Raw genomic sequence first — 14,613 nt, forward strand, 5'->3', positions numbered from 1 at the left:
ATTTCGGACGGCCGGGTATCGTGGCGTCATGCCACGCCTCGTCCCGGCCGTCCAGCGCGCGGCCGACGTGCTCGAACTGTTCCTCGGCCCGGACGCTCGCCTGTCCGCGGCCGAGATCGTCGAGCGGCTGGGGCTGCCCCGGTCCACCGCGCACGAACTGCTGACCACCTTGGCCGCCCGCCGGTACCTGGACCGTGAGGTGGGCGAGGAGACGACGTACTCGCTCGGGCCGGTGTTGCTGGAACTGGGGTCCCGGTACCAACGGCGGCTGGAGTTCGCGAAGGAAGCGGACGCCGCCGCGCGGTCCGTCGCGGCGCAGTGCGGAGAGACCGTGCACGTCGGGGTGCTCGACGGGCTCGACGTCGTCTATGTGTCCAAAATAGATTCGGTCCATTCGGTGCGGCTGATCTCGGAGGTCGGTCGGCGGCTGCCCGCACACTGCACCGCGGTCGGCAAGGTGCTGCTCGCCGGACTCTCCCCGGAGGAGCTGGGCGCACGCCTGAAGGGACGGAAACTGGCCGCGCTGACGGAAAGCAGTATCACCTCGCGGCCCGCTCTGCTTGCTCAACTCGACGAGGTGCGCCGCACCGGCATCGCGCACGAACGCGGCGAGTCCAATCCGGACGCGGGGTGCGTCGCCGCGCCGGTGGCCGACGCGCGCGGCGACTGGGTGGCGGCCATGAGCATCTCGATCCCGACCTCGCGGCATTCCGAAGAGGCCTGGCAGCGCTGGGAAAAGCTGGTGCGCGAGGGCGCCGCGCGGCTAACCCGCCGCCTTGGCGGAGTACCGGTCGAGTAGTTCGAGCCCGATCTCCGCGCGCCGCACCCGCTCGCGGCTCAGCGCGACCGCGGTCGGGGTGAGGTGCGTGCCGCTCGGATAGATGTTGGGGGCGTTGCGCAGCCCGAACTTCAGGTACACCGGGGCGGCGACGCGCACGATCTCGGCGATCTCGAAATGCCGCACGAACCCGCCGAGATCGTCGGGCGCCTCGACGTAGATGTCGAGCGGGATGTCGATCGCCGCCCGGATCGCGGCCAGCTGCGCGAGGCTCAGGTCGGTGGGCACGTTGTACGTCGTGGCGCCGGCCTGCTCGGCGAGCCGGATCGACGCCGGGTTCGCGAGTCCCATCTGGACACTGACCTTGAACTTGAGGTCCCCCGGCAACTCGCCCTCAGCCCGCATCCGCGCCGCGACGGTCAGCACGCCGAGGTCGGTGACCAGCACGCTGCGGATCCCGGCCTCCGTGGTGCGCCGGATGTCCTCCAGCACGTGGACAAGCTGCTCGGTGCCACGGGCCTGTGCCGCGACCGGGCCGGTGAGCGACGCCGCCCCGGTGTCCCACGCCGCGACCGGCCGCGAGAACAGGCACACCTCGATGCCGCGGGCGCGCTCGAAGGCGACGATGTCGGCAAGCTCACGTTGGGTCAGCAGCATCCCGCCGCTGCCCTGCGACACCCGGTCGACGGTGATCCCGCGAGCGTCGGCCTCGCTGTACACGGCCTCCAGCGCCTCCGGCCCTTCGACGCTCGGGATCTCGACGCGGTACTGGGCGCCATCAGGGAACCTCTTCGTGCTGGACGGCAGCTCGGCGAGGTCCCCGCCGGGCAGGCCGAGCGAGCGCAGGAAGTCACGGGTTCTGTGCACTGACGCAACCGCCGTTCGATATTTCGGACACGATTCGCTATCACAGACGAGACTAGGAACAGCGGGCGGCGCGGTCAAGGATGTGGGCTACTCTCTATAAGTACCGCCCTACCTGCGAAGACATGGGAGCCCCCGCCGTGGCCCGAGTCGTGGTCGACGTCATGCCCAAACCCGAGATCCTGGACCCGCAAGGCCAGGCCGTGGCAGGTGCCCTGCCGCGGCTGGGCTTCACCGGGGTGACCGAGGTCCGGCAGGGCAAGCATTTCGAGCTCGAGGTCGACGACTCGGTCGACGACGAGACGCTGGCGAAGATCGCCGAGGGGTTCCTCGCGAACCCGGTGATCGAGGAGTGGACCGTTCGGAGGCTGTCGTGAGCGACAATGGCGAAGCCCCGGTCACGACCGCCGACCGGGTGCGGGTGTCCCGCAAGGCACGGAGGCTGTCGTGAAGATCGGTGTGATCACGTTCCCCGGCACGCTCGACGACGTCGATGCGGCCCGCGCGGTCCGGTACGCCGACGCCGAAGCCGTGTCGCTGTGGCACGCCGACGAGGACCTGCGCGAGGTCGACGCGGTGATCGTGCCCGGCGGCTTCTCCTACGGTGACTACCTGCGCTGCGGCGCGATCGCCCGGTTCGCACCGGTGATGAACTCGGTCGTCGAGGCGGCCGGGAAGGGCATGCCGGTCCTCGGCATCTGCAACGGTTTCCAGATCCTGTGCGAGGCCGGGCTGCTGCCGGGAGCGCTGGTGCGCAACGAGAACCTGCACTTCGTGTGCCGCGACCAGTGGCTGCGGGTGGAGAACAACGCGACCACGTGGACCACTCGCTACGAAAAGGGCGCGGAGATCCTGATCCCGCTGAAGTCCGGCGAGGGCTGTTACGTCGCCGACCAGTCCACTTTGGATGAACTGGAGGGCGAGGGCCGGGTGGTGTTCCGGTACGTGGGCGTGAACCCGAACGGCTCGCGCAACGACATCGCGGGCGTCACCAGCGCGAACGGGCGGGTGGTCGGTCTGATGCCGCATCCGGAGCACGCGATCGACGCGCTCACGGGGCCGTCTGACGACGGGCTCGGGATGTTCTACTCGGCCGTCGACGCCCTGGTCGCCAGCGCCTGAGCCCGCCGCGGGCGCCAGGTCACACGGCCACCGCCGCGGCGCGGACCAGGGAGGCGTACGCGCCGCCGGCGGCCAGTAGCTCCGGGTGCGAGCCCAGCTCGGTGATCCGCCCGTCCTCGAGCACGGCCACGCGGTCGGCCGCGGCCGCGGTGTGCAGCCGGTGCGCGATCGCGATCACGGTCCGGCCTTCGAGTACGCCGTTCAGGGAGCGTTCCAGCTGCCGTGCCGACGAGGTGTCCAGCAGTGACGTCGCCTCGTCGAGGACCACCGTGTGCGGGTCGGCCAGCACCACTCGGGCCAGCGCGAGCTGCTGCGCCACCGCGGCCGGCACCGCCAGAGCACCCGCGCCGAGCCGGGTACCGAGCCCGTCGGGCAGGCCGGCGAACCAGCCGGTCAGGCCGGTGGCGTCCAGCGCCCGCGCCAGATCCGCGTCGCTCCACTCGCCCGCGGGGAGCGTCAGGTTCTCCCTCAGGGTGCCGGCGAACACGTGGTGCTCCTGCGTCAGCAACAGCACCTCGCCGCGCAGCACGTCCTCGGCCAGTGCCGAAACCTCCGCGCCACCGACGGTCACCGAACCCGAATGCGGCGCCGCGACCCCGGCCAGCAACCGGCCCAGGGTCGACTTACCCGCACCCGACGGTCCGACGATCGCGAGCCGCTCGCCAGGCGGGATCCGCAGGTCGATCCCGTGCAGCACTTCCCGGCCGGCCGTGTAGCCGTAGCGCACGTCGCGCACCACCAGCTCCCGGCCGCGCGGCCGTCCGCGCCCGGTCCGCTCCGCGCCCCGGACACCCAGCACCCGCCGCAAGGCCGTGCCCGAGACCAGCACGTCCTCGGTCCACCACAGCAGCTCCTCCAGCGGACCGGCGAGCGCCTGCAGGTACACGGCCATCGTGGTGATGGTGCCGAGCCCGACCAGCCCGCGACTGTACGCCCACGCGCCCAGCAGGATCAGTACCGCGATGGGCAGCACCTGCGACAGCTGCACCCAGGGCACCCAGCGAACCGTCAGCCGCCGCAGCGCCAGCTCACCGTCGACCGCTCCGCCGAGCGTCCGCCGCCCGAGCGTGACCCGGCGCTCGATCTGGCCCAGCGCCTCGGCGGTACGCGCGCCGTCCGCCGTCTCGTGCAGGCCGCTCTGCACATCGGCCCAGGCGTCGAGCATCCGCTCGACCGTCGACGGGATGCGCGCCCAGTACCAGCGCGACGAGATGTACAGCAGCGGCACCGCGACCAGGAGCCCGAGCGACAGCAGCGGCGAGGTCACCACCATCGCGACCACGGTGGCCAGCACTGTCATCCCGGCGACGGCGATCTGCGGGAGCGCGTTGCGTACCGCGTGGTCGATCCGGCCGGCGTCCGTGGTCGCCCGGCTCAGCAGGTCGCCCGTGCCCGCCGCCTCGACCGTGCTCAGCGGCAGCCGCAGCGACTCCCCGACGAACCGTTCCCTGGTCTCGGCCAGGATCCGCTCGCCGAGCATGCCGGCGTGCACCCGCGCGGTCCGCTTCAGCGCCGCCTGCACCAGCAGCAGCACCACGAACAGCAGCGCGGGCAGCTCGATGTCCACGCGTCCGGACGCGACCGAGTCGACCAGGTAGCCCAGGATCTGCGGACCCGCGAGCCCGGCCACCGCGGCCAGGCTGAACAGCCCGATCACCGTGATGAACGCTCTTCGATGCGCGCGCAGCGCCACGCGCAGCCACTGCCTGGCCGCCCGCGCCGTCGCGAGCGGCAGCCTCACCGGCACGAGATCACCTCATCCGCCACGAGAGTCCACAATGGACTCTCGGTGAACACCACCGTCGTCTTTCCGCGGCGCAGCTCCGCGATCCGCTCGGTGATCCGCGCCTCGGTGTGCGTGTCGACCGCCGAAGTCGGCTCGTCGAGCAGGAGCGTGTCCGCGTCCAGCGAGAGCGCGCGGGCCAGGCTCAGTCGCTGGCGCTGACCACCGGACACCTCGCGGCCGCGTTCGCCGATCAACTCGTCGAGGCCGCCGGGGAAACCGGCCACGATGTCGTCCGCGTCGGCGGCCCGCAACGCGGACTCCGCGCGCTGCCCGGGCACCAGTTGCTCGCGCAGCGGACCGGAGAACCACAGGTCCTGGTTGTGCGCGTAGACCACCCGGGCACGCAACTCGGCCAGGGATACATGATCCGCGGGCACGCCCGAGACCAGCACCTTCTCGCCGGGTGCGGGGTCGGCGAACCGGGCCATCCGCTCGGCGAGCGCCTCGGCCCGCGAACCCGCGTCGATCACGGTCAGCTTGCCGGCCACCGCGGTGAACCCGGTCTCGCTGTCGTGCAGTTCCAGCGGCCCCGCCGGCAGCGCGACCGGCTCTGCCGGCTCGGGCAGGGAGGGCCGCAGGCTCAGCACCCCGCAGATCTTCTTCGCCGACACCAGCGCCGAGGCCAGTGCTTCGGTGAACTCCGTCGCGGTGCTGACCGGCACCACGAGGAACGCCGAGGCGGCGTAGAAGGTGACCAGTTCACCCACGCCGATCGTGCCCGCGGCCGCGAGCCGCGCGCCCAGGTAGGTGATGGCGACCGCGACCAGCCCCGGCAGCAGCACCTCGGCGGCCATCAGCCACGACTCGCTGCGGGCCACCTCGACCCCGGCGCGCCGCACGCGCTGGCTCGCCGCGCGGAACCGGTGGAGGAACTGCCGTTCCCCGCCGACGCCGCGAAGGATCCGCAGGCCCGACACGATGTCCGAGGCGATGCCGTTGACCTCCGAGAGCTCGTCGCGCTGGACGCCCTTGCGCTTCTGCAGCGGCGCGATCAGCCGTCCCATGCTCAGCACCGCGAGCGGCACGCCCACCATCGCGACCGCGCCGAGCAGCGGCGAGAGGAACAGCAGGGCGACACCGACGACGAGGAACGCCACCGCCGCGCCGAACATCCGCCCGACCATCTCGATCGCGTTGCCGATCCGGCCGACGTCGCTGGAGGAGATCGCCATCACGTCACCGGTCGCGGCCTGTGCCCGCAGCGACGCCCCCAGCCGCGCGGTGTGGTCGGCGACCACCCGCTGCGCCGTCGCCGCTCCGTGCAGCCACAACCCGTGCATCGCGTAGATCAGCCCGGTGACGAACACCGCCTGCACCACCGCGAGCCCCGCGATGAGACCGGCCTGCCCCCAGATCGGCCGCCCCGCCGCGACCGCGTCGACCGTGTTTCCCATCACGAGCGGCAGCAGCGCGGCGGGCAGCAGCGACACCGCGCCCAGCACACAGCCGGCCACAGCCAGCGAGGGCCGGGCCCTGAGCAGGGCGCCGAGGAAGCGCAAAGGGGTGAGCCGTGATGGCAGACGCACTCGCTCAACGGTATGGACCCGAAGTGTCCGAGGCGACCGATTTTCTCGCCCCGTTACCCTGGGGGGCGTGACGGAAACCCTGGTCATCGACACGACCGCGCGCGCCGCCGATACGCCCGACACCCCGCAGCCCTACCTCGAACTCGGTCTCGCCGAGGACGAGTACGCCCGGATCCGCGAGATCCTCGGCCGCCGCCCCACCGATGCCGAGCTCGCCATGTACTCGGTGATGTGGAGCGAGCACTGCTCGTACAAGTCCTCGAAGAAGCACCTGCGGTACTTCGGCGAGACGACCACGCCCGAGATGAAGGCCAAGATGCTCGCCGGGATCGGGGAGAACGCCGGCGTGGTCGACATCGGCGACGGCTGGGCCGTCACGTTCAAGGTCGAAAGCCACAACCATCCGTCCTATGTGGAGCCTTATCAGGGCGCCGCGACGGGGGTCGGCGGGATCGTGCGCGACATCCTCGCGATGGGTGCCCGGCCGATCGCGGTCGCCGACGCGCTGCGCTTCGGCCCGGCCGAGGCACCCGACACCCGGCGCGTGCTGCCCGGGGTCGTCGCCGGGGTCGGCGGGTACGGCAACTGCCTCGGCCTGCCGAACGTCGGCGGCGAGGTCGTGTTCGACGAGAGCTACGCCGGCAACCCGCTGGTGAACGCGATGTGCATCGGCGCGATGCGCACCGAGGACCTGCACCTGGCCTTCGCCTCGGGCACCGGCAACAAGATCATCCTGTTCGGCGCGCGCACCGGCCTCGACGGGATCGGCGGTGTGTCCGTGCTCGCCAGCGAAACGTTCTCCGGTGACGAGTCGGCCGGCGGCCGCAAGAAACTGCCGAGCGTCCAGGTCGGTGACCCGTTCACCGAGAAGGTGCTCATCGAATGCTGCCTGGAGCTGTTCTCGAAGAAGCTCGTGGTCGGCATCCAGGACCTCGGCGGAGCGGGGCTCTCGTGCGCGACCTCTGAACTCGCCGCGGCCGGTGACGGCGGGATGCACATCGAGCTGGACCGGGTGCCGCTGCGCGCGAGCGGGATGACCGCGGCGGAGATCCTCTCCAGCGAGTCGCAGGAGCGCATGTGCGCGGTCGTCGAACCGTCCAAAGTGGACGAGTTCATGGCGATCTGCCGCAAATGGGACGTCATCGCGACCGAGATCGGTGAGGTCACCGACGGCGAGCACCTGGTCATCACCTGGCGCGGGGAGACCGTGGTGGACGTGCCGCCGCGCACCGTCGCGCACCAGGGCCCGGTGTACGACCGGCCGGTCGTCCGTCCGTCCACTCAGGACAGTATTCAGTCGGACGGCACCGCGCGCCTGGCCCGGCCCTCGGGGGCCGAGGAGATCCGCGAGACGCTGCTGCGCGTGATCTCTTCGCCGAACCAGGCGGCGAAGGACTTCGTCACCGACCAGTACGACCGGTACGTCCGCGGCAACACCGTGCTCGCGCAGCCCGCCGACTCGGGACTGATCCGCGTCGACGAGCGCACCGGCCGCGGGGTCGCGGTCTCGACCGACTGCAACGCCCGGTTCGTGTACCTGGACCCGTATGTCGGCACGCAGCTCGCGCTCGCGGAGTCCTACCGCAACGTCGCCACGAGCGGGGCGACGCCGCTGGCGGTGACCAACTGCCTCAACTTCGGCGCGCCGACCGACCCGGGCGTGATGTGGCAGTTCGAGCAGGCCGTGCACGGGCTCGCCGACGGGTGCGCTCAGCTGGGCGTCCCGGTGACCGGCGGCAATGTCAGCTTCTTCAACCAGACCGGGGAGACCGCGATCCTGCCGACCCCGGTGGTCGGCGTGCTCGGCGTGATCGACGACGTCCGCCGCCGCATCCCGGCGGGGATCGGCGCCGAGGCCGGGGAGACGCTGATCCTCCTCGGTGACACGCTTGACGAGCTGGACGGCTCGGCGTGGGCGCAGGTCGTGCACGGTCACCTCGGCGGCCGCCCGCCGAAGGTCGACCTCGAGCGCGAGCGGCTGCTCGCGGAGATCCTCGTCGCCGGTTCGCGCGACGGCATGATCTCCGCCGCGCACGACCTGTCGGACGGCGGGCTGGCGCAGACCCTCGCCGAGACGGTGCTGACCGGTCAGTGCGGCGCGCGGATCGTGCTCGACGAGGACGCGGACCCGTTCGTGCAGCTGTTCTCCGAGTCCTCGGGCCGGGTGCTGGTCGCGGTCCCGCGGACGGAGGAGCTGCGGTTCACCGAGATGTGCAGCGCACGCGGGCTGCCGTGGCGCAAGACCGGCGTGGTGGATCCGGAGTCGGAGTCGCTGGAGATCCAGGACGTGGCCACGTTCCCCATCGCCGAGCTGCGCGAGGCGTGGGAGGGGACGCTGCCGAAGCTGTTCAGCTGAGGGTCTTCTGCATGAGCAGGGTGTCCAGCCGGCGCCCGTGCTTGAACCCGACGCCGGTGAGGCGGCCGGCGTCGGTGAAACCGCGGCGGCGATGCAGGAACGGGGAGGGGTTTTGCGGTCCCGGGTCCGCGATCACGGCGATCACCTCGCGAATGCCCGCGTCCGCGCACCGCGCGAGCAGCTCGTCGAGCAGCCGGCCGCCGACGCCACGACCGGCGGCGGCGGGCGCGAGGTAGATCGAGTCCTCGACCGTGTACCGGTAGGCGGGGCGCGCCTTCCACGGTGAGCAGTAGGCGTAGCCGGCCACCTCGCCGTGTACGCGCGCGACGAGAAACGGCAGCCCGGCCTCGGTCACCGAGGCGAACCGCTGCTTCCACTCGGCGTCGTCCGGCGCGGTCAGCTCGAAGGTCGCCACGCTGTGCTGGACGTAGTGGGCGTAGATCTCCCCGATCGCCGCGAGATCTTCCGGTATCGCCGCTTCCACCATAGGAGAACTGTCCATTACTATAGAGTACATGGATCTCACGGCTCTGGGCGAGCGAATTCAGGCGGCGCGGGCCGAACGCGGGCTGACCCTGCAGTCAATGGCGGAGCGCTCAGGAGTGAGCGTGAGCATGCTTTCCGCGGTCGAGCGGGGCGCGAAGGCACCGACGGTCGTGGTGCTCGACCGGATCGCCGCCGGCCTCGGCACGCCGCTGGTGCAGCTGCTCACGCAGCCGGAGCGGGTGATCGTGCGGCGAGCGGCGGAGCAGGACACCGTGCACGAGCCGGGTGGCTGGCGGCGCACCATCCTGACCCCGGTCGTGCCGGGGGTGAACTTCGAATGGATCCGCTCGACCCTGCCCCCGCGCTGTGAAGCCGGGACGTACCCGCCCTACGCGGCGGGCTCGCACGAGTTCATTCTGGTGCAGGACGGCACTCTCACGCTGACCGTCGACGGCGAGGTGGTGATCCTCGGCGAAGGCGACTCGCTGTACCTCGCCGCCGACGTCACGCTCTCCTACGCCAACCACTCGGACCTGCCGTGCACGTACTACGTCGCGGCGCTGATCATGCGGCCGAGGCGCCCCGGCCTCGGCCGCATGACCGCCGGTCAGTAGAAGTCGAAGCTGTCGACGCAGACGCCGCCGTCCGCCTCGTCGGTCGAGATGAACCCCCCGCTGACCGACTGGCCGCCGACGGTTCCCTTGACGTCGCCGAAGCCGATGCCGTCGATCCCCGAAACCTTCGCCGTCAGGTTCGCGCCCTGCGAGGTCGCCTTCGTGACGTTCGGCTCGATGTCGGACACGTCGGCCTTGCACACCAGCGCCATCGCGCCCGCGCTGTCGCCCCCGTTGACCTTGGACAGGAAGTTCTGCGTGGTCACCTGGTAGGCGCCGCTCCCGCCGCCACCGGAACTGGAGGTCGAGCTCGGCGAGCTGCTGCTGCTGCGCGTCCGCGACGACGGCGAGGACGAACGCTCCGAACTGGTCGAGGCCCGGAGCGTGACGTCGTGCCAGCACCACTTGTTGTTCTGCTTCAGCAGGCCGCCGGTCGCGGTGCCGTTCTCCCCGCCGGCCGTGACCGCGACGACCACGGTGGCCTTGTCGCCGTTGGCCTGCACGCTGGACAGCTTCGCGCTCTGCACGTCGTCGACCGCGTCGATCTTGTCGTTGACATCGCTTTCGGCGTTCGAGCAGACCAGTGCCTTGAGCGCGGCCTTGTCGTGCTTGTTGAGCCCGTCGACGAGCTGCTGCGCGGTCGTCTGGGGACCGGAGTCACCGCCGCTGCCACCGAGGAAGAAACCCGGCGCCCAGAAGCCCGTGATGCCGAGGGCGGCGAGGATCACGACGGCGCCGACGGTCAGCCCGATCCACAGGCCCTTCTTGCTGCCACCACCGCCCGGCGGGGGAGCACCGTACATACCCGGCGGGTACTGACCGGGCGGCGGCGGATACTGACCGCCACCGGACTGGTCGTAGCCGGGATAGGGCTGGGTGTAGCCCGGCTGCTGGCCGTACGGCTGGCCGTATCCGGGCTGCTGCCCGTACTGTGGCTGCCCCGGCGGCTGCTGGGGGAAGCCGCCGGACTGGGGATACCCGCCGGGCTGCTGCCCGTAGGGTTCGGGCTGCTGCCCGTAATCCGGCTGGCCCGGCTGCGGTGGATACGTCATCGGCGTCGCCTTTCGCATGTCACTACGCCCGCTCGGACGTGCCGGCGCCGGGCCTGGTTCCAGGAAAAAATACGCGAAAAGGGCCCCCACCCGCCCGCGGTGGGAGCCCTCCCGGCGTCAATTCCTTCAGTCGTGGTTGGTCGCCAGCACCACGAGCCGGTCCAGGGACCCGTTGAAGGTGTCCTGGTCGATGGGGCTCGAGCTGTACTGCCAGAACGTGTAAACACCCCAGTTGTACGGAAGGGTGCCGACGCTCGAGGCGTACCGCGCGACCCACAGCGGGTTGGTCGAGCTGAAGTCACCGTCCACGCACTGGCTCCACCAACTGGTGCTCGTGTAGATGGCGGGCCACTTGTTCGTGCGCGCGTGGTAGGTGTTGCTGAAGTCCCTGATCCAGCCGGTCATCGCGCTCTTGGACAGGCCGTAACAGGTCGCGCCGTACGGGTTGTACTCCATGTCCAGCGCGCCCGGCAGGGTCTTGCCGTCGGCCGACCAACCGCCCCCGTGATCCACGAAGTAGTTGGCCTGCGCCGCGCCGGTCGAGGTGTTGGGGGTCGCGAAATGGTAGGCGCCGCGGATCATGCCGACGTTGTACGAACCGTTGTACTGCTGCGCGAAGTACGGATTGGTGTAGTTGGTGTTCTCGGTCGCCTTGACATAGGCGAACCGGATGCCCTGGCCCCAGTAATTGGTCCAGTCGACATTCCCCTGGTAGCCGCTCACGTCGATACCGGGGACCGTGGCGGTCGCGGTCACGCCGTCGACGTTCAGCCCCTGCGGCCGGCTCGCCGCGGACCGGCTGTCCGGAGTGGACCGATCGCCCTCGACCCGCCTGATCTGCGAGCCCATCGCGTGGGAATGCTGCGCGATGTACTGAGCCACGGAGGTGGTGCTTTCGGCGGCATCCGCCGGCACGAACAGACCCGACAGCAGTACTCCGGCCGATGCCGCACAGACGGCGGCAGCGAGCCGGCGTCTTCTCGAAGAAATGGACATGGGATGGTGCCCTTTCGGTTGCCCTCGCGGTTGGACGGTCGTTGCAGGGAGCCGTCCGCGCGTGATTCTTTATGACGACATGCCGACTTGTCACCAGCTTCCGCGAAGATCTCGTGCCAGGTGAGGAACTCACCGACTTTCGTCTTCGCCCCCTTGGGCTAGCGGTCGAGCGCGAAATCGCTGAGGCGCTGGAGCGAGCCGTCGAACAGGTTCTGATCACCGGGTAGCGAGCCGGCGTCGGCGTACTGCCAGATCGTCTGATGTTGCCAGCTCGGCGGCAGCGCGCCGATGACGTCGTTGTACCGGGCCACCCACAGCGGGTTCGCGCCGAAACCGGCATTCCCGCCGGTGCACTTGTTCCACCAGCTTGTGGAGGTGTAGATAGCGGGAAAGCGGCCGGTGCGCGCACGGTAGGTGTTCGAAAAGTCCGCGAGCCAGAGGCTCATCGCGATCGGATCCTTGCCGTAGCAGGCATCGCCATAGGGGTTGTACTCCGCGTCGAGCGCGCCCGGCAGCGTCTTGCCGTCCGGGGACCAGCCGCCGCCGTGATCGACGAAATAGTTCGCCTGCTCCGCGCCGCTGGACACGTCCGGCCGCGCGAAGTGGTAGGCCCCGCGGATCATGCCGACGCCATAGGAACCGCTGTACTGCTGGGCAAACTGCGGGTTGACGTAGCCCGTACCTTCGGTGGCCTTGACGTAAACGAAGCGGCCACCGGCCTGCCACGCGGCGCCCCAGTCGACCGCGCCCTGGTGCCCGCTGACGTCGTGGCCGAGCGTGCCGTCGAGGTCCTGGTAGCGGGCCGTGCCCTGGATGCCCTCGACCTTCTCGATCTGCGATCCGGCGGACGTACTGCCCGCGAGGCTGTAGTCGGCGGCGGCCGCCGCCGGCGGGGTGACCACCGCGGTCAGGGCACCCGACAGGGTTACGGCCGCACCCCACCGCAGACTCGAATTCCATGGACGCACAGCGACTCCCCTCTATACCTCCGGGGGTCACAATGCCTCTATCGAGCACACTTCGCGAGTTGGTTGTCGCTCAGTAGTGTGAAAACCGGCGTGTCCTCATCGCCGCGCTTCGCGGGCCAGGGCGTACTCCAGATGCTCGGCCGGCACCACCGCGGTGATGACGTCGTGCGGGTTGATCGCCACCGGATGCCCGGCCAGCAGCGGCACCATGTCACGTCCGAGCACCGCGCGGGCGTGCGGCCATTCGCGCGGGACGAGCGCCTTCGACGTGTACGCGGGCACCAGCACCCGGCCGTCGGTGTTGTGGAAGCCGATCACCGTGCGCTGCAGCGGGGACATCGCGTACACGAACAGCGTCGCGTTGAGGATCACCGGCGGCAGGTCCTCCGCCGGCCGGTGGTTGGTCCGGACCAGTTGCAACAGCCGCTCGAGTTCGTTTCCCGGATCCGGGAAACCGAGCGCCTTCGGCGAGGGGCGGTAGCGGTCGTTGGGGTGGAAGTCCTCGACGATCTTGCCGCGCGCGTTGACCGGGTACGCGCCGACGACGGCCCACGAAGGCACCGGGCCGTTGGGATCGAAGGCCTCGTCGATGACGTACAGCCAGCTGTTGGGGTTGGCCCTCGCGTTGGCGCGCATCTCTTCGGTGATCTTCGGCTTACCGGGCCGGTTGGTGGTCGGGAGATTGGGTACGAGCCGGTCTGCGTCGTCCCGCTGCGCCATGTTCAACCCCGCGTCTCGCGTGCCTTCGTACTGACGTTCACTCTACTGTTCCTCCCATGCCACCTTCGCGTTCGGTCGACCCCGCAGAGTTACGCGCCGCGGTGACAGCGGCCTCCGGTTGGTTGAGCGGAAACGAGGAGAAACCGGCGCGACCCGCACTGGCCGCCGCCGTGCGACTCAGCCTACGCGCTCTGGCCGCCGACGCGCCGGGACGAAGTGTCGAGGTGCGGGTGCCGCCATTCGGTGCGGTGCAATGCGTCGAAGGGCCCCGCCATACGCGCGGCACCCCGCCCAACGTGATCGAGACCGACGCGAAGACCTGGCTCGAGCTCGCCACCGGCCGTCTGCTGTGGACGGACGCGGTCGAGTCGGGCCGGGTCACCGCATCTGGCCTGCGCGCCGACCTTTCACACTGGCTGCCGGTCGTCCGGCTCTAGCGCTTGCGGCCGATACCGCCCGCGATGCAGTGCTGGACCTGGTTGAGGGGCTTGATCTGCGGGCCGTCCGGCCACCAGTCGACGCATTTCGCGACCCCGGGCGGGACCATCTCGAGGTCCCCGAACAGCTCCTCGATCTCGGGGTGGGTGCGGAACGTGCCCGAGCCCATCATGCTGTGCCGGAACGCCTCCTCCATCCTCCGCGCGACCACGCTGTGCTCGTTCTCCGGGTCGAGGAAGTGGCTCACCACGACGTAGGAACCGGGCGCGAGGGCCTCGATGTACCGGCGCATGATGTCCGCCGGCTCGCCGGGGGTGCCTTCGAAGTGGTGCAGCGTGCCGACCTGCAGCAGCGCGATGGGCTCGGAGAAGTCGAACGTCTCCCGGACGAGCTGGTTTTCGAGCACCTTCTCCGGCTGGAAGATGTCCTCCGCGACGAAGTGGGTCTGCTCGTTCTCCTCCAGCAGTGCGCGCCCGTGCGCGAGCACGACCGGGTCGTTGTCGACGTAGATCACCTTGGCTTCGGGCTTGATCCGCTGCACCACCTGGTGAGTGTTCTCCGCGGTGGGCAGACCGGACCCGAGGTCGAGATACTGCGTGACCTCGGTCTGCAGAGCCAGGAAGCGGCAGGCACGGATCAGGAAGCCGCGGTTCTCGGTCGCGAGCTCCTGCGCCTCGGGTGCGGCCTTCTGCACCCCCCTGAGTACCTCACGGTCGATCTCGTAGTTGTCCTTGCCGTTGAGAAACGCGTCGTAGACCCGGGCGATGCTCGCGCGGGTCGGGTCGACGCCGACCGGGACCGCGGTGGGGTACGTGCGGGCGGTTTCCGTCATCGAGGGGCTCCCTGACTGGGACGATCAGCTGAGTGTTGTAGGGCACACCTAGGGTAATGACTGCCGCCCTCCGGG

General features: G+C 70.1%; 15 protein-coding genes. 6 read left to right on the forward strand and 9 right to left on the reverse strand.

Features of this window, described 5'->3' with window-relative positions; genetic code table 11:
* Positions 1–28 precede the first annotated feature (28 nt).
* Positions 29–799, forward strand: coding sequence for an IclR family transcriptional regulator (locus tag FG385_RS13130; protein ID WP_139096970.1), 771 nt, complete (start codon positions 29–31; stop codon positions 797–799).
* Here FG385_RS13130 and FG385_RS13135 read toward each other — a convergent pair.
* Entirely contained in the window at positions 764–1,645 is an 882-nt protein-coding gene (locus tag FG385_RS13135; RefSeq protein ID WP_139096971.1) for a U32 family peptidase, read from the reverse strand. The two genes, FG385_RS13130 and FG385_RS13135, sit on opposite strands and share 36 nt — an antisense overlap.
* 137 nt (positions 1,646–1,782) lie before the next feature.
* On the opposite strand from FG385_RS13135, the gene purS reads away from it, so the two are divergent.
* Together purS and purQ are read left to right on the forward strand one after the other, a co-directional pair.
* Complete coding sequence (gene purS, locus FG385_RS13140; protein WP_091517268.1) at positions 1,783–2,019, forward strand: phosphoribosylformylglycinamidine synthase subunit PurS; 237 nt, start codon at positions 1,783–1,785, stop codon at positions 2,017–2,019.
* Between the two features lie 70 nt (positions 2,020–2,089).
* Positions 2,090–2,764 (forward strand): phosphoribosylformylglycinamidine synthase subunit PurQ, encoded by a 675-nt coding sequence (purQ, locus tag FG385_RS13145; protein ID WP_139096972.1) that lies wholly within the window; start codon positions 2,090–2,092, stop codon positions 2,762–2,764.
* 19 nt (positions 2,765–2,783) lie between these two features.
* Here the strand turns inward: purQ and FG385_RS13150 are convergent, their stop codons facing one another.
* Entirely contained in the window at positions 2,784–4,511 is a 1,728-nt protein-coding gene (locus FG385_RS13150) for an ABC transporter ATP-binding protein (protein WP_139096973.1), read from the reverse strand.
* Positions 4,502–6,076 carry an ABC transporter ATP-binding protein gene (locus tag FG385_RS13155; protein WP_139096974.1) on the reverse strand — a complete coding sequence of 525 codons (1,575 nt, stop codon included), beginning with the start codon at positions 6,074–6,076 and terminating at the stop codon, positions 4,502–4,504. Before FG385_RS13155 ends, FG385_RS13150 begins: the two co-directional genes overlap by 10 nt.
* Before the next feature lie 67 nt (positions 6,077–6,143).
* On the opposite strand from FG385_RS13155, the gene purL reads away from it, so the two are divergent.
* On the forward strand, positions 6,144–8,432 hold the full coding sequence (purL, locus tag FG385_RS13160; protein WP_139096975.1) for a phosphoribosylformylglycinamidine synthase subunit PurL: 2,289 nt from the start codon (positions 6,144–6,146) through the stop codon (positions 8,430–8,432).
* On the opposite strand, the gene FG385_RS13165 is transcribed toward purL, so the two are convergent.
* The gene (locus tag FG385_RS13165; protein WP_235022546.1) at positions 8,425–8,934 is read right to left on the reverse strand and encodes a GNAT family N-acetyltransferase; all 510 of its coding nucleotides are present in this window, start codon (positions 8,932–8,934) and stop codon (positions 8,425–8,427) included. The genes purL and FG385_RS13165 overlap by 8 nt on opposite strands.
* Before the next feature lie 13 nt (positions 8,935–8,947).
* Between FG385_RS13165 and FG385_RS13170 the strand changes: the two genes are divergently transcribed.
* Positions 8,948–9,532 (forward strand): helix-turn-helix domain-containing protein, encoded by a 585-nt coding sequence (locus FG385_RS13170; RefSeq protein WP_139096976.1) that lies wholly within the window; start codon positions 8,948–8,950, stop codon positions 9,530–9,532.
* Here the strand turns inward: FG385_RS13170 and FG385_RS13175 are convergent.
* The 4 genes from FG385_RS13175 to FG385_RS13190 form a co-directional block, all read right to left on the reverse strand.
* Positions 9,526–10,584, reverse strand: a complete 1,059-nt coding sequence (locus FG385_RS13175) for a hypothetical protein (protein WP_139096977.1) — start codon at positions 10,582–10,584, stop codon at positions 9,526–9,528. The genes FG385_RS13170 and FG385_RS13175 overlap by 7 nt on opposite strands.
* 126 nt (positions 10,585–10,710) lie before the next feature.
* Positions 10,711–11,580, reverse strand: coding sequence for a lysozyme (locus tag FG385_RS13180; protein WP_139096978.1), 870 nt, complete (start codon positions 11,578–11,580; stop codon positions 10,711–10,713).
* A 158-nt stretch (positions 11,581–11,738) separates the two neighbouring features.
* Entirely contained in the window at positions 11,739–12,548 is an 810-nt protein-coding gene (locus tag FG385_RS13185; RefSeq protein ID WP_139096979.1) for a lysozyme, read from the reverse strand.
* A gap of 96 nt (positions 12,549–12,644) precedes the next feature.
* Complete coding sequence (locus tag FG385_RS13190) at positions 12,645–13,268, reverse strand: type VII secretion system-associated protein (RefSeq protein ID WP_200834434.1); 624 nt, start codon at positions 13,266–13,268, stop codon at positions 12,645–12,647.
* 56 nt (positions 13,269–13,324) lie between these two features.
* On the opposite strand from FG385_RS13190, the gene FG385_RS13195 reads away from it, so the two are divergent.
* Entirely contained in the window at positions 13,325–13,705 is a 381-nt protein-coding gene (locus FG385_RS13195) for a sterol carrier family protein (protein WP_139096981.1), read from the forward strand.
* On the opposite strand, the gene FG385_RS13200 is transcribed toward FG385_RS13195, so the two are convergent.
* Positions 13,702–14,538, reverse strand: a complete 837-nt coding sequence (locus tag FG385_RS13200; protein ID WP_139096982.1) for an SAM-dependent methyltransferase — start codon at positions 14,536–14,538, stop codon at positions 13,702–13,704. The genes FG385_RS13195 and FG385_RS13200 overlap by 4 nt on opposite strands.
* Positions 14,539–14,613 lie beyond the last annotated feature (75 nt).

Source organism: Amycolatopsis alkalitolerans (genome assembly GCF_006152065.1).
Lineage (GTDB): Bacteria > Actinomycetota > Actinomycetes > Mycobacteriales > Pseudonocardiaceae > Amycolatopsis_E > Amycolatopsis_E alkalitolerans.